Consider the following 17,906-nt stretch of genomic DNA (forward strand, 5'->3'; position numbering starts at 1 on the left):
TTATGAGTCAGACTGAATATATCCAAATAGGAAAAAGGAAAATAGGCCCAAATTATAAACCATTTGTAATCTTTGAATTGGGTATAAATCACAATGGGAGTTTGAAACTTGCAAAAAAAATAGTTGATGAAGCAATAAAATGCGGGGCTGAAGTGATAAAGCATCAAACGCATATTGCAGAAGATGAAATGAGTGAAGAAGCTAAAAAAATCATACCTGTGCATACAAAAAAAAATATTTTCGACATTATAAATAATTGTGCATTAAATGAAAAAGATGAACTTGAATTAAAAAATTATATTGAAAAAAAAAAATGTATTTTTTTAAGCACTCCCTTTTCAAGGGAAGCTGTTAAACGGTTGGTAAAATTTAAGGTTAAAGCATTTAAAATTGGAAGTGGTGAATGTAATAATTATCCCTTAATTGATTATATAGCTTCTTTTAAAAAACCTATAATTATAAGTACTGGTATGAACGACATTAAATCTATAAAAAAATCAATTAAAATTATAAAAAAATATAAAACAAAATATGCAATATTACACACTACAAATCTTTATCCAACACCTCACAGATTAGTTAGGCTCAATGCTTTAAAACAAATTAAAAAATTTTTTCCAAAAACAGTTTACGGATTATCTGATCATACTGGAGATAATTATACGTCTTTTGCTGCAGTTTCATTAGGTGCTTCAATAATTGAAAAGCATTTTATAGACAAAAGTACAAGATCAGGACCAGATATAACCGCTTCAGTAAACTCATTACAAATGAGAGATTTAATGAAAGGTGTAAATCTTATTCATCAAGCAATACCTGGTGAAATAAAACCTGTTCATGAAGAAAAAAAAACTGCTGAGTTTGCTTTTGCATCAGTGGTAAGTAATAATAATATTAAAGCAGGTGAAATTTTAACAAAAAAAAATATATGGGTAAGAAGACCTGGTACAGGAGATTTTAGTGCTGAAAAATTTCAAAGTTTAATTGGAAAAAGAATAAAAAAAGACATTAAGAAAAATACTCAAATTAAAAAAACTCATTTTTAAATTATCTATTATGAAAAAATTAAATATTGTTTTTTTTTCTGCAAATAGAGCTGAGTATGGATTAATATATCCTTTTATAAAAATTTTTTCAAAAAGTAAAAAATTTAATATCAAATTTGTAGTTGCTGGATCACACTTAGAAAAAAAATTTGGGTCATCAGTAAATGAAATAAAAAAAGATAGTATTAAAATTTTTAATAAAATAAAAATTCCACTTAAAACAAATGATTTGGAAAATACAGCAGATTATTTTAATAAACTTCAAAACAAAATTAATTTATTACTAAAAAAGAAAAATTTTGATTTAGTTTTTTTGTCATCTGATAGATTTGAAACTTTAGCATTTGCTGTTGCTGCATATTTAAAAAAAATACCAATAATTCATTATGAGGGTGGTGATGTAACTGAAGGGGGGGCTCTAGATGATAGTATAAGGCATGCCATTACTAAACTTTCACATTTACATCTAACATCTAATAAAGGATCATTGATAAGAATAATTAAAATGGGTGAGGAAAAGTGGAGATGTTTAAATGTAGGCTATTCTCCATTATATTTTTTAAAAAAAAATAAGTTTGATTTGAAAAAAATTCAAAATAATTTTTCTTTAAATAAAAAAAAACCACTTATTTTATTTACATTCCATCCTATAATAAAAATTAAGCCTAATCCAAACAAAGATGTAGATGAAGTTTTTAAATCTTTAAAGATACTATCAAAGAACTATAAAATTATTATAACATATCCAAATTTTGATCCAGGATACAAATATATAGTATCTAAAATAAATAATTTAAAAATAGATATACCGACTATAAGTGTATTTAAACATCTGGGAAGAGAAAATTATCACTCATTACTTTATTATATTGGAAAAAGTAAAAAAGGGTTCTGCATGGGAAATTCCTCAAGTGGAATTAAAGAGGCCGTTGTCTTTAATTGTCCAACTTTAAATATTGGTGATAGACAAAAATCAAGATTAAAACCAAATAATGTTATTGATGTTGAGGCAGATCAAAAAAAAATAATCAAAATGATAAATAGTAGGTTAAATAAATATCAAAAAATTAATAATCCTTATAATATTAACGCGTCAATTAAATCACTGCCTGAAAGTATTTTCCTTAAATTTAAAAGAAAAGATTTTAAATTAAAAAAATGTACAATTTAAAAAAAAAATTTCCAATAATTTATAATGACCAGAATATTTCTGAAGCCATAAATAAAATCACAAAATCAAAAATAAAAATACTCTTTGTAGTTAATAAAACAAACAAACTCTTGGGGTCTATATCAAGTGGTGATTTACGTAGGTCAATAAGAAAAAAAATTGACTTAAAAGATTCAGTCGAAAAAATTATGTACAGAAAGCCTAAATATTTTAGGCAAAATACTAATAATTCTTCATCTGTTAAGGATTTTATCTGTATTCCAGTTGTAAATAAAAAGAGAGAAATAGTTGATTTTAAATTTAACACAAATTTAATACGAAATAAGAAAAATACAGTTTTTTTAATGGCAGGTGGTAGAGGTTTAAGGTTGATGCCTTTAACAAAAAAAACCCCAAAACCACTTCTAAAAATAAAAGGAATACCTATTATAGAGAGAATTATATTAAATTTTATAGACCAAGGATTTAAGAACTTTATAATATCTGTTAATTATCTAGGACATAAGATTAAAAAATATCTTGGTAACGGCAAGAGATTAAAGGTTAACATTAAATACATAAATGAGAAAAAATTCCTAGGCACAGCTGGGTCTTTATCATTAGTAGATTTTAAAAAAACGGTATTTCCACTAATACTTACTAACTCAGATTTACTTTCTGATATTGATTACAATAATTTAGTTGATTATCATAATAAAAAAAAAGCTGATATAACAATTTGTGGAAAAAACAAATTTTTTGAAATGCCGTACGGTGAAATCTTGCAAAATCATGAAAAAGTCAAAGCCATTAAAGAAAAACCAAAAATTTATCATTTAATTAATGCCGGAGTTTACATAATGGATAAAAATATTTTAAAATCTATTGTAAAAAATAAAAAATTAATGATGAATGAATTTATAACACATCAAATAAAAAAAAATAAAAAAATTTTTTGTTATCCGATTTATGAAAACTGGATAGATATTGGAAATAAATTAGATTATAAAAATAATAAGTAGATTAATTTAATTTCAATTTAAATTAATATGATATTATCTCTTGAAAACACCGTCTCTTCCTTTAGACAGTCCATCAAAAGGAATTTGCCCCTTTTTATAATTTGGTTTTTTTCTTAATAAATAGTGTGGATTTTTAGATAATTTTTTTTTTATATAATTAAAATATTCATTAGCATCTAGTAGGTGAACTTTACCTAACCCTAATAAACTGCTTTTAATTTTAACTTTATTAGTTAAATCTAAATCTCTTTTTGTTTTTTTGCGATTGAAACTTAAATCATAACCTAAGTGTCTTACATACATGCTATAAAATTTATGTTTTTTTTTATTTTTTATTTTTAACCATTTACAATAAAAATAGGGCGCTCCACATAAAGCTTCAGCAACGTGTGTGAAAGAATTTATGTCATAATGAATTCCAATTCTTAAAATTTTTGCATTTAATTCTAACAACCTAAAATAAGGTGAATTTAAATCATAATTATTTATCCCATTATTACGACATATGTAGTTTGCATTATAACCATAAGCAGTAACAGAATGTGCTGGATGGTCACTAGTCTTGGAAGAACTTAATCCTCTCAAGAAATTATCAAATCCCCCAGCATTTGATGGTGTTTTTTTACCTAAATATACTTTACCGTATCTTACTACATTAGTAGTATATGAATTGACACAAAGAGTTCCTTTTTTTCCTATAATTTTAATAATTTCGTTAAGAAAAGTTTCATAATAATTTTCAACTTGAATTCTACCTAACGAAATTAAAGATGATGACATCAATAATGTCATATTTTTCTTCAAACCAACTTTTAATAAACTATTTCTTATTTGTTTTTTTGTTATCATTGATTAGCTTAATAATTCCTTTAATTGTATTAAAGCTAGTTGGCTTTATATTTTTAATTATTTGTATTTTGTAATGTCTTTCCAATTCTATAATAATTTTCATCATTGCTAAAGAATCTAAAAGATAAGTTTTTAACTGTTTATCATTAACAATCTTCTTTTTTGATATTTTACTTATTATTTTATATATTTCTATTTTTTCTATCTTCATTAATCAAATCTCGCTAAGGAATTTTTATCAAGTTTTTTTAAAGTATTCTGTGTCGTATAATTATTTTCTTCAAGTTTATATTTTAAAATTTTTAATGACTGATAAATTTTATCTTCACTTTCTGTTCCAATCGATATTCTTAAGAAGTTATTTGTATTTTCTCCATAAGCATTTCCTGGCACGATGCTTATAGACTCGTCAATTAATAAGTTAACGCATAATGTAAAAGCATTTTGTTTATATTCAGTTATATCAATAAAAAAATAAAATGTTGAATTTCCTTCCAAAAATTTAAATTTTAATTTTTTTAAAAATGCTTGAATTCTTTGTCTCTTATAAAGAAGATTTTTAATTTGGGGTAAAGTATATGATAGTATTTTTTCAAAGTTTTTTTCCATATACATTTGTAAAAATGTTGGGGCACAAGTAATCAAATGCTGATTAAGTTTTTCAATTAATATCAAAAATTTTGGGTTTGTAATTAAGTAACCAATTCTCCATCCTGACATACCCATATTTTTAGAAAGTGAGTTAACTATTATTAAATTTTCTAGCTCAGAGTCTAAATTAGCACAGGAAAAAAATTTTTTACCTATTACAAAATCACTATATGCTTCATCTACAATTAAATATATTTTTCTTTTTCTACAAATTTTAAAAATATAATTAAGTTCTTTTTTTGTATATAGTTTACCAACTGGATTATTGGGATTATTGATAACAAAAGCTTTTGTTTTTTTACCAATATATTTGTTTAAATTTTTTAAATTTTCATTGAATGGAAAAAATATTGGTTTCCCATTTGCCAATTTGACTTGCTCTTTGTAGCTCAGCCAGGCAGGTTCATGTATTAAAATTTCTTCCTTATTATTTAATAAGGAAAGAAAACACATATAAAGAATTATTTTTGATCCTGCTGAGATTAAAATTTTTTCATAATTTATTTTTGTATTATAAAATTTATTATAAAAATTGGCGATTTTAATTCTTAATTCTTTAAGACCTTTTGAGTCTGAATAATGGTAACCTTTTGAGAAATCAACATTTTCGATACCCAAGTAAGGTATATCAAAAAAAGACTCACCTAGTGAAAGCGTAACAATATTTTTTTTTCTACTTTTTAATTCATAAACAAGCTGATTTAAATATACAGATAATGCTTGAGGTGTTTCTATAACCTTTTTACTAAAATTCATTTTTTTTAAATTTTACATTATTCAATTTATATTTTTCTATTTTACCAGTGCTAGTCGTTGGAAAATTTTTAACTAAAAAGAAAGAATCAGGCCAAAATAATTTACTAAAACCTGTGTAATACCATTTTTTAAAATTTTTTAATTTTTGTTTAATTTTATTATTTGTATTTTCTATTTTTATAAAAATATCAAAACTTTCACCATAAAGATAACTATCCTTTTTAAGGCATACAGCCTCGATTAGGTTATCAAATTTTTTGATTTTATCTTCAAGCTCTTCGGGTAAAATCATTATTCCACCTTTTTTAATTATATTTTTTTTTCGAGATTTTATTTGAATAAGATTATTTTTTGTTAAACCAATGTCTCCAGTTGGAAAAAAAGAATTTTTATTAATTTTTTTTAAATTTCCTTTATAATAATACCCTTCAAATAAATATGGTGTTTTTACATAAATTTCACCGAATTTTGAATTTTTTTCTTTTAGTACCTTTATTTTTACTTGGTTTAATTTTTTTCCTAAGTATCCATTTTTTATTGATTTTTTATTATTTGAAAGTTCAGTAGATATAAAAGTAGTTTCACTTAAACCATAATTTTCTAAAGGGTATAATCCAAATTTTTCTTCAAATTCTTTTTTTAACTTAAAGTTTAAAGGAGCTGTACCAACAAATATTTGTTTTAATCCAATCTGCTTTAAATCAATTTTAGTATGTTTATGTAGAATTAGTAAAGATCTTAATATACTTGGTACTAACCAAATATTAGTTATTTGAAAATTTTTAATTGTAGAAATAAATGATAGCAACATCGTACTGTTAAAACTCTTGTCTATAAGTATCGTGGATCCAGAAGTAGCAGGAAGTATAAGTAAATTAAATAACCCTCCTAAATACGAAAATGGCAAGTAGTTCCAAAAGACACTATTATGTGGAACTTTATGAATCCTACAAAAATTCTCTCCTGACTCCCATAGTTTTTTAAAACTTAGACATATATTTTTACTAATCCCTGTGGTCCCACTACTTTTTACAATTAAATATCCATTATTAGATATTTTTAAATTTTTCACTATTTTAACCTTTTTTGGTAGATTATTTTTTATATGCAGAATTTTTATTTTAATTTTTTTACTTTTAAATAATGATTTATCTAAAGTTATTACAATTTTTGGTCTAAATTCTTCTATCATATTTGATAACTCTAAATTGGTAGGATTCCTACTAAGAGTTACTAGTTTTAGACCATATTTTATTGCTGCAAAAATTATAATTGAACATCTAATAGAGTTTGTACAAATTAGTAAGGCAGGATCTTTCTCATTTAATTTGTTTTTTTTAAAAATTTTAATTTGATAATCTACATATTTGTTAAACTCACTAAAAGTTAAACTAATACCGTCTCGCTCTTTTAAAAAAATTTTATCTTTTAGGTTTAAGTATTTACCTTTGTTTAAAAAGAAGTTTTTCATGATTTATTTAAATTATAATTTTACCTTTTTTAATTATTATTTTTTCATCAACATATAGACTATGTTTTTTTGTAATAAAATCTAAATGAAAATCTACTTTATTTTTTCCACCAACAGAAAAATTTGAACCAAATCCAAAATGAATGCATCCGTAAGATCCTTCGTCAGTTAACATATGACCAGTTAATTTTGCTTTTTTGTTTAATCCAATGCCAATTTCAGCAAGCACTTTTGATTTTGGACCAAATTTATAAAATGTTTTTTTTAATAAATTAATTATTTTTTTTGATTCAGATTTAATTTGTACTATTTTTCCTTTTTTAATAACTAAATAAACAGGTTTATTTAATAAACCAATCTTATCATTAGCAATTGATCCATTTATCGTCAAAAAACCATTTGATTGATTTTCAATAGGAGAAATATTAGCTTCAATATCAGGAGGTGATCCGAGTGATCCTTTTTCTATTACATGACCTGGACATGAGTTCGCTAGTCTTCCATTCATATCACATTCTAGATTAGTCCCATCTTCTGATAAAATTTTGCATCTTTTTCCTAGACTTAATATTTTTGATATTTTTTTTGTAATCGCTTCATGTTTTTTAAAATTTGCTAAAAACGCTTTATTAGATAAAATTTTTTTTGAATAACCAGGCATACTTAGAAATCTTCCACCTTTTTTTGAAAAATTATTTCTAGCTTTTGAGTGTGCCATTGAATATTTTGTTAAACATAAAACTAAGTTCGAATCATTCATAGCATTAGTGATACTAACTGGAGGTTCAAAACCGTGATTTTTTTTTAAATCAATCTTTTTACAAATTGTAAAAATATTTTTTTGATTTAGTGCAGAAACAAAATACTTTAATATATTGAGAGTAGAAGAGTCATATATTATTAATGCTCTTAGTTTTGACTCAATATTAATAGTATTATTTAAAAAGATATTTATTATTTTTTCGTAAAACATGTAATTTTATTTGTTAAAATTTTATCATCTTAGTATCTCAAACTAATTATTTAATTTCATATAATAGTAAATTTTACAAATAAAAAAACCTAATTTGAAAATTAAATAGTTGATGATCACTTGTCTAATTAATAGCTTTGTTGATTTTGTAAGCAAAGATTTATCAAAGAATTTTAATAATAAAAATTTAACGAGAAAATAATTTGTTAGCAGCCAGTTAAAAAAATAAGATATTGTTTAGTTGCTCGATTTATGAAAATTGGGTAGATTTGAGCAATAGAGATAAAAAGTAATAAAAATATATTTAGAATAAAGGATTAATATGAATAAACCAAGAGTTCTATGTATAATATGTGCTCGAGCTGGATCTAAGCGATTAAAAAATAAAAACCTTAAAAAATTATTTGGCAAACCTTTGATTTACCACACTATTGCACAAGCGAAATCTTCAAAAATATTCAATAAAATTGTTTTTTCAACAGACTCAATTAAATTAAGAAAAATTGCAGTAAATTATGGTGCTGAGGCCTGGTTCATTAGACCAAAAAAGCTTTCAAATGATAAAGCTGCAAAAATGCCAGTTATAAGACATGCAACTTTAGAGGCAGAAAAAAAATATAACTATAAATTTGATTACATTTGCGATCTTGATGTCACATCGCCATTAAGAAAAATAAATGACATCAAAAATGCTTATAAAAAACTTAAACACTCCAAGCAAGATATGTTGATTTCAGGAAATAAAGCTAGAAAAAACCCATATTTTAATATGGTTCAAAAAAAAGGAAAAAATTCACTTAAGCTTGTCATAAAGCCAAAAAAATTTTATGTAAGAACGCAAGACGCTCCTGTAGTTTATGAACTTAATGCTTCAATCTATTTTTGGAAAAGAGATGCATGTTTTAAGCAAAAGGGGCCTTTTTGTAAAAAAACTTATTTTTTTGAAATGCCATATAATAGATCAATTGATATAGATAGTTTATCTGATTTTAAAATGGTGGAATTTTTTGGTAAAAAAATTAATGACTGATTTTAAGAATTTATTTAGTTTAAAAGGTAAAGAGATATTTATAATTGGTGGTAGTGGCCTAATTGGGTCTCAGATTGTAAGTGCATTAGAGCAATATGATGCATTAATTACAGTATTCGACATAGACTTAAAAAATAAAAATAAAAATAAAAATTCAAAAACAAAATATATTAAATTTAATTGTGCTAACGAAAAAAATATTAAAAACTTTTTTATAAATTATATTAAAAAAAATAAATGTCCCGATGTATTAATTAATGCCTCTTATCCCGTCTCAAAGGACTGGAAAAAAAATACATTTAAAGAAATTAAATTTAAATCATTTAAAACAAATATTGAATTACATTTAAATAGTTATGTGTGGATAGCAAAAAGTATCGCTGATCAAATGGCAAAATATAATATTAATGGAAGCATTATTCAATTAAGCTCAATGTATGGTTTAGTAGCTCAAGATAGCAATCTATATAAGAATACCAATATTAGTGAAAATATGACTTATGGAATAGTCAAAAGCTCAACTATTCATTTTACAAAACAAATGGCATCTTATTATGGTAAATACAACATAAGAGTGAATAATCTTGTAATTGGAGGAATAAAGGGACACATAAAAGGTAGCAAAAAAAAACAGGACAATTTGTTTATAAAAAAATTTAATTTAAAGGTTCCTTTAAAAAGAATGGGGGCACCTCAAGAAATTCCTTCATCAGTAATTTTTTTAGCCTCATCAGCTTCCACTTATATTACTGGTTCAAATATTATAATTGATGGTGGATATTCAATTATATGAAAAAAAAAAATTTTAAAATAGGTATAATCGGAGCCGGTTATATGGCTGAAGAATATTTAAAAGTTTTTTTAAAAAAAAAAATAATTTTAGAAGCAATTTATTCAAGAACCATATCTAAATCTGAAATTTTAAAAAAAAAATATAAAATTAAAAAAATATATAAATCACTAAATGATTTAAAAAATGATGATCAAATTAATGCTTTGATAATAGCTGTAAATGCAGAGGCAACCAAAAATATAATAGATAATTTAAATGTTTGTAATTATCGAATTCTTTGTGAAAAGCCTGTTGGTATAAATTTTGATGAGACAAAAAAAATTATTACAAAAATGAAAAACAAAGATTTTTATGTAGCATTAAATAGAAGATTTTATAGCAGCAATCTTAAAGCATTTAATTTAATTATTAAAAATAATGGTAAAAGATTGATTTCAATTAGAGATCAAGAATTACAAAATTCTAGATCAAAACTTTACAATAAAAATTTGATGTATTGGAATTCTGTTCATTTAATTGATTTTATAAATATATACGCAAGAGGTAAATTGCTTAAAATACAACGATTGAAAAAATTTGAAAATAATAAATTTTCTGAAAATATAACTAGGTTATTTTTTTCTAGCAAGGATGAGGTATTGTATCATTGTAATTGGAACTCACCTGGTCCTTGGTCAATAAATATTATTCAAAAAAATCAGAGTTTTGAAATGAAACCACTAGAAAATCTAGTTCAAGAAAAATTAATAAAAGGAAAAAGAATAAGAATTTTTCACGATATTTCAAAAATAGATTTAAAATTCAAACCAGGATTATTTATACAAGTAAATGAATTTTTAAAAATGCTTAATGATAAAAAACATAAACTAGTAAGTTTAAATGACTATTTTAATACAGTTAAGCTAATTAAAAAACTATATGTATAAAATTGCTATAGTTGGTTTTGGATCACTTGGATATAGATATTATGAAGCTATAAAAAGAATTCGAATACCTAATATACAGCTTTTTATAATTGATAAAAAGATTAATTCGATTATGAAAAAACATAATTCGATTAGAAAATATGTCAAAGCTTCAAGCAATTTAAAATCTATTCCAAAAAAAATTAATCTATGTATTATTTCAACAACTTGCCAAAATCGACATATTTTATTAAAAAAAATAATTAATATATCAAATTTTAAAAATTTGATTTTAGAAAAACCATTGACACAAAGCCCCAAAGAATTACTTGAATTGAATAATATTTTGAAACCAGTGCAAAATATTTGGGTCAATACAGATAGAAGATGTGAGGATATTTATAAGTTTGTTAAATCACAAATAAATATAAAAGATAAAGTATCAATGAGAGTCGAAGGTAATAGTTGGGGAATATGCTGTAATAGTCTCCATTACGTTGATTTATTTAATTTTCTAACTAAACAACAGTTACATTCAATAAAGGAAAAAAATATATCAAAATGGTTCCCAGCAAAAAGAAATGGTTTTCAAGAAATAGATAATGCAAAATTACAACTTAAATTTGGTTGTAATGAACTTTTTCTGTTATCAAAAAAAAATTTTTTACCAAAAAACCTAAAGATAACTATTAGAAATAATAATAAAACTTTCTTTATCAAGGAAAAAGAAGATATTTTTGAAATAAAAAATAATAAAAAAAAACTATTTTTTAAAAATGATCCACTTAGTATAAAAATGACAAATATAATAAAAAAAATACTTTTAAAAAATAAATCAGATCTTCCACATTATATAAATTCAGCAAAGCTCTACTATCCATTAATTGATTTTTTTTTAAAAAAATGGAAAGTTAAATTCCCAAATTCCAAAAAAGTTCCAATTACATAATTTTGATGGATGCTTTAATTATAGGTTTTGGATCAGCTGGCAAAAGACACGCAAAAATACTTAAATCAAACAAAAAGATAAAAAAAATTTATATAAAAACAAATCAAAAAATTAAATCTTATAATAAATTTATATTTATTAAAAAAATAAATAAATTAAATCCTGACCTGATAGTGGTAGCTAACGAAACATACAAACATTTCTCTGTTTGCAAATTTCTTGAAAAAAAATTTAATAATAAATTAATACTTTGTGAAAAACCTATTTTTGATAAATTTCATAATTTTGAACCAAAAAAAAATAAATTTTTTGTTGCTTACAATTTTAGATTTCACAAATGCTTACAGTATATAAAAAAAAAAGTAAATTTAGATAATGTTTTTTTTGTAGAAGCTGAAACTTCAAGTTACTTACCTTTGTGGAGAAAAAATATTGATTATTCTAAAAGTTATAGTGCATTTGAAAGTAAAGGTGGTGGTGTATTGTTGGATTTGAGTCATGAAATTGACTATTTAAGATGGCTTTTTAAGGATTTAAAGATCTCAAAAATATTTCAAAAAAAAATCTCCAATTTAGATATTTTTTCTAACGATATTGCTTTAATTTTTGGAAGTATAAATAAAAATACTTTAGTAAAAATTAAATTAACTTACTTTAACAAGTTGCCTAGAAGACATTTATCAATTTGTTTGAAAGATGGTGGTCAAATTTATTTAGATCTATTAAATTCTGAAATTAAATTATTTAATAAAAATAGAAAAAAAACTTTAAAATTAGAAAAGTATTCTCAATTGAAAACTTCAAAAGATATGTACACTGAGATATTTAGGAAAAATTTTAAAAATATTTGTTCTTTAAAGCAAGCACTAGATTTATTAAAACAGATTAAATATAGCAAAAAAATAAACTTTTGATCTTATTTTAAAATCTAATAAAAAATTAAATTTCACCAAATTACAAGATATTATTTAAATTAAGAAAAGATAATTTGCTCTATTCAAGGAAAATTTAGTGAAATATTGATACAAATAATATAATTAAAACTTTAAATTATTAAATTTATGAAAGCAGTAATATTAGCTGGGGGGTATGGTACCCGTCTCTCTGAAGAGACTGATATAAAACCAAAACCAATGATTGAAATAGGCGGCAAGCCCATTATTTGGCACATCATGAAAGTTTATTCCGCTCATGGTATTAATGAATTTGTTATCTGCTGTGGATATAAAGGTTATGTTATAAAAGAATATTTTAAAAATTATTTTCTGCATCAATCCGATGTAACTTTTAATATGCAAGAAAATAAGGTGGAGGTAAAAAATAATAATACAGAAGCATGGAAAGTTTCTTTAGTAAATACTGGGGAAGATGCAAAGACAGGAGGTCGATTAAAACGTGTAAAAGAGTATATTAAAGATGAAGAAGCTTTTTGTTTTACTTATGGTGACGGCTTAGGAGATATAAATATTACTGAGTTAGTTAAATTTCATAAAAATCATGGTAAGCAGGCAACAATAACAGCAACTCGTCCACCTGGTCGCTTTGGAGCTTTACAATTTGGACCAAAAAATATTGTTAAAAGTTTTCAAGAAAAACCAGATGGCGATGGTAGCTGGATAAATGGTGGTTTTTTTGTGTTAAATCCAAGTGTAATTGATTTAATTGAAGATGATCAGACAAGTTGGGAAGCTGAACCTTTGAAAAATCTTTCGAAAAACAATCAACTATATGCATTCAAGCATGATAAGTTTTGGCAACCAATGGATACTTTGAGAGATAAGAAAATACTTGATGAGTTGTGGAACAAAGATCAAGCTCCATGGAAAATATGGAAATAAATTATAATTTTTGGAGTGGCAGATCAGTTTTTCTTACAGGCCACACAGGTTTCAAAGGAGGATGGCTTGCACTTTGGTTAACAGAAATGGGTGCAAAAGTTTATGGCTATTCGCTTGATGCCACAACTAGTCCAAATTTTTTTAAAATAGTAAATTTAAAGGATAAAATTGAAAATTCTACTATAGGTGATATTCGTAATTTATCTGATTTAATAAAATCTATAAAAGCTGCAAAACCATCAATTATATTTCATATGGCCGCACAAGCTATTGTTAGAAAATCTTATGATGACCCAATTGAAACTTATACAACAAATGTTATTGGTACAGTTAACATTTTAGAGGCTGCAAGAAAAGTAGATACTGTTGAAGCAATCATAAATATTACAACTGATAAGTGTTATGAAAATAAAGAATGGAATCGGCCATATCAAGAAACTGATAGACTGGGTGGATTTGATCCTTACTCAAGTAGTAAAGCTTGCTCTGAGCTTGTAACAGATGCTTATAGAAATTCATTTTTAAAAACCGAGATAAAGGTTGCGACTGCAAGAGCAGGTAATGTAATTGGAGGTGGGGATTGGGCACAAGACCGTCTACTTCCAGATTTTTTTCGTTCTATAAACAATAATGAGGTATTACATATTCGTTCGCCTAATGCCGTTCGTCCATGGCAGCATGTTCTTGATCCTTTGTCTGGTTACTTAATATTAGCTGAAAAACTGATTAAGAATGGAAATAATTTTGCAGAATCTTGGAATTTTGGTCCAGATGAGTCTGGTTCTAAAACAGTAATGTGGATTTTAGATAGAATATCAAAAAAATTCGCAAATGCTAAATGGATAATAGAGAAACAAGAACAAAAACATGAAGCGACATTATTAAAATTAGATATTTCTAAAGCAAAATTAAAATTAGGTTGGACTCCAAAATGGAATTTGGAAAATGCGATTGATAATATAGCTGAATGGCATATTGCGTATCAAAATAATGAAAAAATATCAGAGTTTTCAATTAAACAAATCAAACTTTATCAAAGTTTATGAGTAATTTTATTTTACAAAAAACATCTATAGAAAATCTAAAAATAATTGTTCATCAACCCAGTAAAGATGAAAGAGGATCTTTAAGTAGGTTGTTTTGTAAAGATAAACTTTCTCAATTAATAGATAAAAAAACAATACAACAAGTAAATAAATCGTATACCAAAAAAAAAGGAACAGTTCGCGGATTACATTATCAGCACCCGCCATTTGCAGAAATCAAAATCATTTCTTGCATAAAGGGAAAGGTGTGGGATGTAGCTGTTGATTTGAGAAAAGGATCTTCAACTTTTTTAAATTATCATGCCGAGTTACTAAGTAGTGATAATAATAAAAGCTATTTAATACCAGAGGGTTTTGCTCATGGTTTTCAAACACTTACTCCAGATTGTGAAATGCTGTACTTTCATACTGAAAATTATAATAAAGAATTTGAAGGTGCAATAAACGCTATTGATCCAATGATTAATATAAATTGGCCAGAACAAATTACTCAAATTTCAAATCGTGACAGTAATCATTCTATGTTAACTAATAACTTTAAAGGAGTAGAATTGTGATAAATTGTCGTCACTGCAAGACACCTTTAGAACATACTTTTTTAGATCTTGGTTGCACTTCACCTTCTAATTCTTATCTAGATAAAGAAGATCTAAATCGCGCTGAAGTTCATTTACCTTTAAAGATTAAAGTTTGTAATCAATGTTGGCTAGTCCAAACAGAAGATTATATTGATGCAGAGTCTCTTTTTTCACCAGAATATGCTTATTTTTCCAGTACATCGAGTAGTTTTCTTTTGCACGCAAAAAATTATACAGATAAAATAATAAAGTATTGTGATTTAAATGATAAGAGCTTTGTTATAGAAATCGCATCAAACGACGGTTATCTGTTAAAAAACTTTACAGAAAAAAATATTTCTTGCTTAGGAATAGAGCCAACCAACAGTACAGCAGAAGTTGCTGAAAAATTAAATATTCCAGTTTTAAGAAAATTTTTTAGTGAAGCTTTAGCCAAAAAACTTGTGGGTGAAGGAAAGAAAGCAGATTTAATTATTGGAAACAATGTATATGCACATGTGCCAGATATTAATGATTTTACTAAAGGACTGAAGACTATTTTAAAGCCAGGAGGGTCAATTACCTTGGAGTTTCCTCACTTAATGCGCTTAATCAATCAAACTCAATTTGATACAATTTATCATGAACATTTTTCATACTTATCTCTTTATACTGTATCCCGTATTTTTTCTCAGTTTGGTCTTCGAGTTTGTCATTTGGAGGAGATATCAACACATGGTGGAAGTTTAAGAGTTTATGGTTGTCATCAAAATGATAAACGTGAAACCTCAAAATCAGTACATGAAATCTTAAAAGAGGAAGAATCTCAAGGACTTAAGGATTTAAAAACCTATGTTAAATTTAAAGAAAAAGTGAATAAAATTAAAGATGATTTAGTCTTATTTTTAATTGAACAAAAACGTTTAGGAAATAAGGTTGTAGCATATGGTGCGGCAGCAAAAGGTAATACCATTTTAAACTACGCAGGAATAAAAAATGATTTGTTAAAGTTTGTGGTGGATAAATCAACACACAAACAAGGAAAATTTCTTCCTTCAAGTCGTATCCCTATAGTAAGCGAAGAGAAGATAATCGAATTAAAACCTGAATATATTTTAATATTGCCTTGGAATATTAAAGATGAAGTAATTGAACAGCTCAGCTATATTAAAAAATGGGATGGTAAGTTTGTAGTAGCTATACCTAAAATTAAGATCATGAAATGATAAAATTAATAATTTAATAAAAAAATGTATTTTTCTGAATTACGAAGTAAAAAAATTGGAGTTATAGGCAAAGGATATATTGGTTCAAACTTAATCAATTATTTGAAAAGTTTGAAAATTAATCCAATATCAATCACAAAAGAAAATATAGATATTATAGAAAAAGAGTTTTTTGATTATATTATAAATTGTGCTGGTAATAGTGGAGATTTTAGACAAAAATTAATTGAAACTGTAGAGTCAAATGTTAGTCTAAATAGTTATATTCTGGAAAAAGCAAAAATAAAATATAACTATATATATTTAAGCTCTAGTAGAGTTTATGGATTTTCGAATGATGATAATTTTATTTTTGAAGAAGATTCATATAATTGTTATAATAGTTTAAATTTAGATTATATATATGATGGAAGTAAAAAATTAGCTGAGAGCTTGCTAATTAATTACTCTGATTCTGTAAATTACAAAATCGCAATTTTAAGATTATCAAATGTCTATGGCAATTTTGATTTTTTGGATGATACGACTTTAATCAAAAAGATAATCAGATATAAGAAAGAGTCTCTTAATAATTTAAGCGTTAAGGAAAACAGATACTCAAAAAAAGATTATATTCATATAAATGATGTGGTAGAAAATATTACGAATATCTTGTTAAAAATAAAAAGAACAGATGTATATAACTTGTCGTATGGAAAAAGTTACTCTATTGATAACATCTCTAATTTTTTGAATTTAAATATAGAAAGTGATGAAACTATTAAACCAATTTATTCAAATTTATCTAATAGCAAAATTAAAAAAGAATTTTCTATTGATTTTAAGTATGATTTTGAAAATGGGTTAAAAATTTAATTTTATTTAGGAAGAAATTATGGAAAAAATACAACAATTTGTTAGAGAAAGAGAAGAGAGAATTAAAAAAAACAGTGAAGATACACAATTAAGAAGCTTAGCAGACCAGTGGTTGCAACATAGCATGATGAAACAATATGTTTACAATTTTTCCTGGTTAGGTAGGCCAATAATTCAAAGTCCACAAGATATAATGGCATTGCAAGAAATTATTTGGAATGTAAAGCCTGATATAATTATAGAAACTGGAATCGCTCATGGTGGTTCGCTCATACTCAGCGCTTCTATGCTCACACTTTTGGAGGCTTGTGGTGAGATAGAAAACGGTCAAGTGCTAGGAATTGATATAGATATACGAGAGCATAATAAAAAAGCAATAGAAGCTCACCCTATGAGCAAAAAAATTACAATGTTTCAAGGCTCAAGTATAGATAAAGAAATGATTGAAAATGTGCATCAGTTTATAAAGAAAGGTAAAAAAATACTAGTATGTTTAGATAGCAATCATACTCATGAACATGTTTTGGCAGAATTAAAAGCTTATGCACCGCTTGTGAGTATTGGAAGTTATTGTGTGGTATTTGATACTCTTGTACAAGATATGCCTAGTGAGTTTTCAAAGGAAAGGCCTTGGGGCAAAGATAATAATCCAAAAACAGCAGTTTGGGAGTATCTTAAAGAAAATGATAATTTTGTGATAGATAAAAACATAGAAAATAAAATATTAATTACTGTTGCACCCAGTGGTTACTTAAAACGTGTTATATAAAATATATAATAAAATATTAA

At 25.2% G+C, this 17,906-nt stretch carries 19 protein-coding genes; 14 read left to right on the forward strand and 5 right to left on the reverse strand.

Features of this window, described 5'->3' with window-relative positions; all coding sequences use genetic code 11:
* Positions 1–2 precede the first annotated feature (2 nt).
* From ACTTA4_RS02125 to ACTTA4_RS02135, 3 genes are read left to right on the forward strand one after another with little or no spacing between them, the layout of a single operon-like run.
* Positions 3–1,046: an N-acetylneuraminate synthase family protein gene (locus ACTTA4_RS02125; protein ID WP_440633331.1), complete on the forward strand. Its 1,044-nt coding sequence runs from the start codon at positions 3–5 to the stop codon at positions 1,044–1,046.
* 10 nt (positions 1,047–1,056) lie between these two features.
* A complete protein-coding gene (neuC, locus tag ACTTA4_RS02130; protein ID WP_440633332.1) occupies positions 1,057–2,217 on the forward strand; it encodes a UDP-N-acetylglucosamine 2-epimerase in 1,161 nt (386 codons plus the stop codon).
* Positions 2,205–3,218: a nucleotidyltransferase family protein gene (locus ACTTA4_RS02135; protein WP_440633333.1), complete on the forward strand. Its 1,014-nt coding sequence runs from the start codon at positions 2,205–2,207 to the stop codon at positions 3,216–3,218. Before neuC ends, ACTTA4_RS02135 begins: the two co-directional genes overlap by 13 nt.
* 33 nt (positions 3,219–3,251) lie before the next feature.
* On the opposite strand, the gene ACTTA4_RS02140 is transcribed toward ACTTA4_RS02135, so the two are convergent.
* From ACTTA4_RS02140 to ACTTA4_RS02160, 5 genes are read right to left on the reverse strand one after another with little or no spacing between them, the layout of a single operon-like run.
* Positions 3,252–4,067, reverse strand: a complete 816-nt coding sequence (locus tag ACTTA4_RS02140; protein WP_440633334.1) for an AAC(3) family N-acetyltransferase — start codon at positions 4,065–4,067, stop codon at positions 3,252–3,254.
* Entirely contained in the window at positions 4,039–4,278 is a 240-nt protein-coding gene (locus ACTTA4_RS02145; protein ID WP_440633335.1) for a hypothetical protein, read from the reverse strand. Before ACTTA4_RS02145 ends, ACTTA4_RS02140 begins: the two co-directional genes overlap by 29 nt.
* The gene (locus ACTTA4_RS02150; RefSeq protein WP_440633336.1) at positions 4,278–5,474 is read right to left on the reverse strand and encodes a pyridoxal phosphate-dependent aminotransferase; all 1,197 of its coding nucleotides are present in this window, start codon (positions 5,472–5,474) and stop codon (positions 4,278–4,280) included. The genes ACTTA4_RS02145 and ACTTA4_RS02150 overlap by 1 nt, the downstream gene beginning before the upstream one ends.
* Positions 5,464–6,945 carry an ANL family adenylate-forming protein gene (locus ACTTA4_RS02155; protein WP_440633337.1) on the reverse strand — a complete coding sequence of 494 codons (1,482 nt, stop codon included), beginning with the start codon at positions 6,943–6,945 and terminating at the stop codon, positions 5,464–5,466. Before ACTTA4_RS02155 ends, ACTTA4_RS02150 begins: the two co-directional genes overlap by 11 nt.
* Before the next feature lie 7 nt (positions 6,946–6,952).
* Positions 6,953–7,918, reverse strand: coding sequence for an aminopeptidase (locus ACTTA4_RS02160; RefSeq protein ID WP_440633338.1), 966 nt, complete (start codon positions 7,916–7,918; stop codon positions 6,953–6,955).
* Between the two features lie 322 nt (positions 7,919–8,240).
* On the opposite strand from ACTTA4_RS02160, the gene ACTTA4_RS02165 reads away from it, so the two are divergent.
* From ACTTA4_RS02165 to ACTTA4_RS02215, 11 genes are all read left to right on the forward strand, one after another.
* Positions 8,241–8,948 carry an acylneuraminate cytidylyltransferase family protein gene (locus ACTTA4_RS02165; protein WP_440633339.1) on the forward strand — a complete coding sequence of 236 codons (708 nt, stop codon included), beginning with the start codon at positions 8,241–8,243 and terminating at the stop codon, positions 8,946–8,948.
* Positions 8,941–9,741 (forward strand): SDR family oxidoreductase, encoded by an 801-nt coding sequence (locus ACTTA4_RS02170; RefSeq protein ID WP_440633340.1) that lies wholly within the window; start codon positions 8,941–8,943, stop codon positions 9,739–9,741. The genes ACTTA4_RS02165 and ACTTA4_RS02170 overlap by 8 nt, the downstream gene beginning before the upstream one ends.
* Positions 9,738–10,667: a Gfo/Idh/MocA family oxidoreductase gene (locus ACTTA4_RS02175; RefSeq protein ID WP_440633341.1), complete on the forward strand. Its 930-nt coding sequence runs from the start codon at positions 9,738–9,740 to the stop codon at positions 10,665–10,667. Before ACTTA4_RS02170 ends, ACTTA4_RS02175 begins: the two co-directional genes overlap by 4 nt.
* Complete coding sequence (locus ACTTA4_RS02180) at positions 10,660–11,595, forward strand: Gfo/Idh/MocA family oxidoreductase (RefSeq protein WP_440633342.1); 936 nt, start codon at positions 10,660–10,662, stop codon at positions 11,593–11,595. Before ACTTA4_RS02175 ends, ACTTA4_RS02180 begins: the two co-directional genes overlap by 8 nt.
* Before the next feature lie 5 nt (positions 11,596–11,600).
* Positions 11,601–12,509, forward strand: a complete 909-nt coding sequence (locus ACTTA4_RS02185) for a hypothetical protein (protein ID WP_440633343.1) — start codon at positions 11,601–11,603, stop codon at positions 12,507–12,509.
* A gap of 147 nt (positions 12,510–12,656) precedes the next feature.
* Positions 12,657–13,433 (forward strand): glucose-1-phosphate cytidylyltransferase, encoded by a 777-nt coding sequence (gene rfbF / locus ACTTA4_RS02190; RefSeq protein WP_440633344.1) that lies wholly within the window; start codon positions 12,657–12,659, stop codon positions 13,431–13,433.
* Positions 13,424–14,479 carry a CDP-glucose 4,6-dehydratase gene (gene rfbG, locus ACTTA4_RS02195; protein WP_440633345.1) on the forward strand — a complete coding sequence of 352 codons (1,056 nt, stop codon included), beginning with the start codon at positions 13,424–13,426 and terminating at the stop codon, positions 14,477–14,479. Before rfbF ends, rfbG begins: the two co-directional genes overlap by 10 nt.
* Positions 14,476–15,036 (forward strand): dTDP-4-dehydrorhamnose 3,5-epimerase family protein, encoded by a 561-nt coding sequence (locus tag ACTTA4_RS02200; protein ID WP_440633346.1) that lies wholly within the window; start codon positions 14,476–14,478, stop codon positions 15,034–15,036. The genes rfbG and ACTTA4_RS02200 overlap by 4 nt, the downstream gene beginning before the upstream one ends.
* Complete coding sequence (locus ACTTA4_RS02205; RefSeq protein WP_440633389.1) at positions 15,036–16,262, forward strand: methyltransferase domain-containing protein; 1,227 nt, start codon at positions 15,036–15,038, stop codon at positions 16,260–16,262. The genes ACTTA4_RS02200 and ACTTA4_RS02205 overlap by 1 nt, the downstream gene beginning before the upstream one ends.
* 24 nt (positions 16,263–16,286) lie before the next feature.
* Positions 16,287–17,117 carry an SDR family oxidoreductase gene (locus ACTTA4_RS02210; protein WP_440633347.1) on the forward strand — a complete coding sequence of 277 codons (831 nt, stop codon included), beginning with the start codon at positions 16,287–16,289 and terminating at the stop codon, positions 17,115–17,117.
* 19 nt (positions 17,118–17,136) lie between these two features.
* The gene (locus tag ACTTA4_RS02215; RefSeq protein WP_440633348.1) at positions 17,137–17,886 is read left to right on the forward strand and encodes a cephalosporin hydroxylase family protein; all 750 of its coding nucleotides are present in this window, start codon (positions 17,137–17,139) and stop codon (positions 17,884–17,886) included.
* Positions 17,887–17,906: the final 20 nt, after the last annotated feature.

Origin of the sequence: Candidatus Pelagibacter sp. HIMB1485, assembly GCF_052048055.1 — a bacterium.
Taxonomy (GTDB): domain Bacteria; phylum Pseudomonadota; class Alphaproteobacteria; order Pelagibacterales; family Pelagibacteraceae; genus Pelagibacter.

Coding starts and splice junctions, on each gene's coding strand:
- ACTTA4_RS02125 (WP_440633331.1), top strand. CDS start 3: ATGAGTCAGACTGAATATATCCAAATAGGAAAAAGGAAAATAGGCCCA.
- neuC (WP_440633332.1), top strand. CDS start 1,057: ATGAAAAAATTAAATATTGTTTTTTTTTCTGCAAATAGAGCTGAGTAT.
- ACTTA4_RS02135 (WP_440633333.1), top strand. CDS start 2,205: ATGTACAATTTAAAAAAAAAATTTCCAATAATTTATAATGACCAGAAT.
- ACTTA4_RS02140 (WP_440633334.1), bottom strand. CDS start 4,067: ATGATAACAAAAAAACAAATAAGAAATAGTTTATTAAAAGTTGGTTTG.
- ACTTA4_RS02145 (WP_440633335.1), bottom strand. CDS start 4,278: ATGAAGATAGAAAAAATAGAAATATATAAAATAATAAGTAAAATATCA.
- ACTTA4_RS02150 (WP_440633336.1), bottom strand. CDS start 5,474: ATGAATTTTAGTAAAAAGGTTATAGAAACACCTCAAGCATTATCTGTA.
- ACTTA4_RS02155 (WP_440633337.1), bottom strand. CDS start 6,945: ATGAAAAACTTCTTTTTAAACAAAGGTAAATACTTAAACCTAAAAGAT.
- ACTTA4_RS02160 (WP_440633338.1), bottom strand. CDS start 7,918: ATGTTTTACGAAAAAATAATAAATATCTTTTTAAATAATACTATTAAT.
- ACTTA4_RS02165 (WP_440633339.1), top strand. CDS start 8,241: ATGAATAAACCAAGAGTTCTATGTATAATATGTGCTCGAGCTGGATCT.
- ACTTA4_RS02170 (WP_440633340.1), top strand. CDS start 8,941: ATGACTGATTTTAAGAATTTATTTAGTTTAAAAGGTAAAGAGATATTT.
- ACTTA4_RS02175 (WP_440633341.1), top strand. CDS start 9,738: ATGAAAAAAAAAAATTTTAAAATAGGTATAATCGGAGCCGGTTATATG.
- ACTTA4_RS02180 (WP_440633342.1), top strand. CDS start 10,660: ATGTATAAAATTGCTATAGTTGGTTTTGGATCACTTGGATATAGATAT.
- ACTTA4_RS02185 (WP_440633343.1), top strand. CDS start 11,601: ATGGATGCTTTAATTATAGGTTTTGGATCAGCTGGCAAAAGACACGCA.
- rfbF (WP_440633344.1), top strand. CDS start 12,657: ATGAAAGCAGTAATATTAGCTGGGGGGTATGGTACCCGTCTCTCTGAA.
- rfbG (WP_440633345.1), top strand. CDS start 13,424: ATGGAAATAAATTATAATTTTTGGAGTGGCAGATCAGTTTTTCTTACA.
- ACTTA4_RS02200 (WP_440633346.1), top strand. CDS start 14,476: ATGAGTAATTTTATTTTACAAAAAACATCTATAGAAAATCTAAAAATA.
- ACTTA4_RS02210 (WP_440633347.1), top strand. CDS start 16,287: ATGTATTTTTCTGAATTACGAAGTAAAAAAATTGGAGTTATAGGCAAA.
- ACTTA4_RS02215 (WP_440633348.1), top strand. CDS start 17,137: ATGGAAAAAATACAACAATTTGTTAGAGAAAGAGAAGAGAGAATTAAA.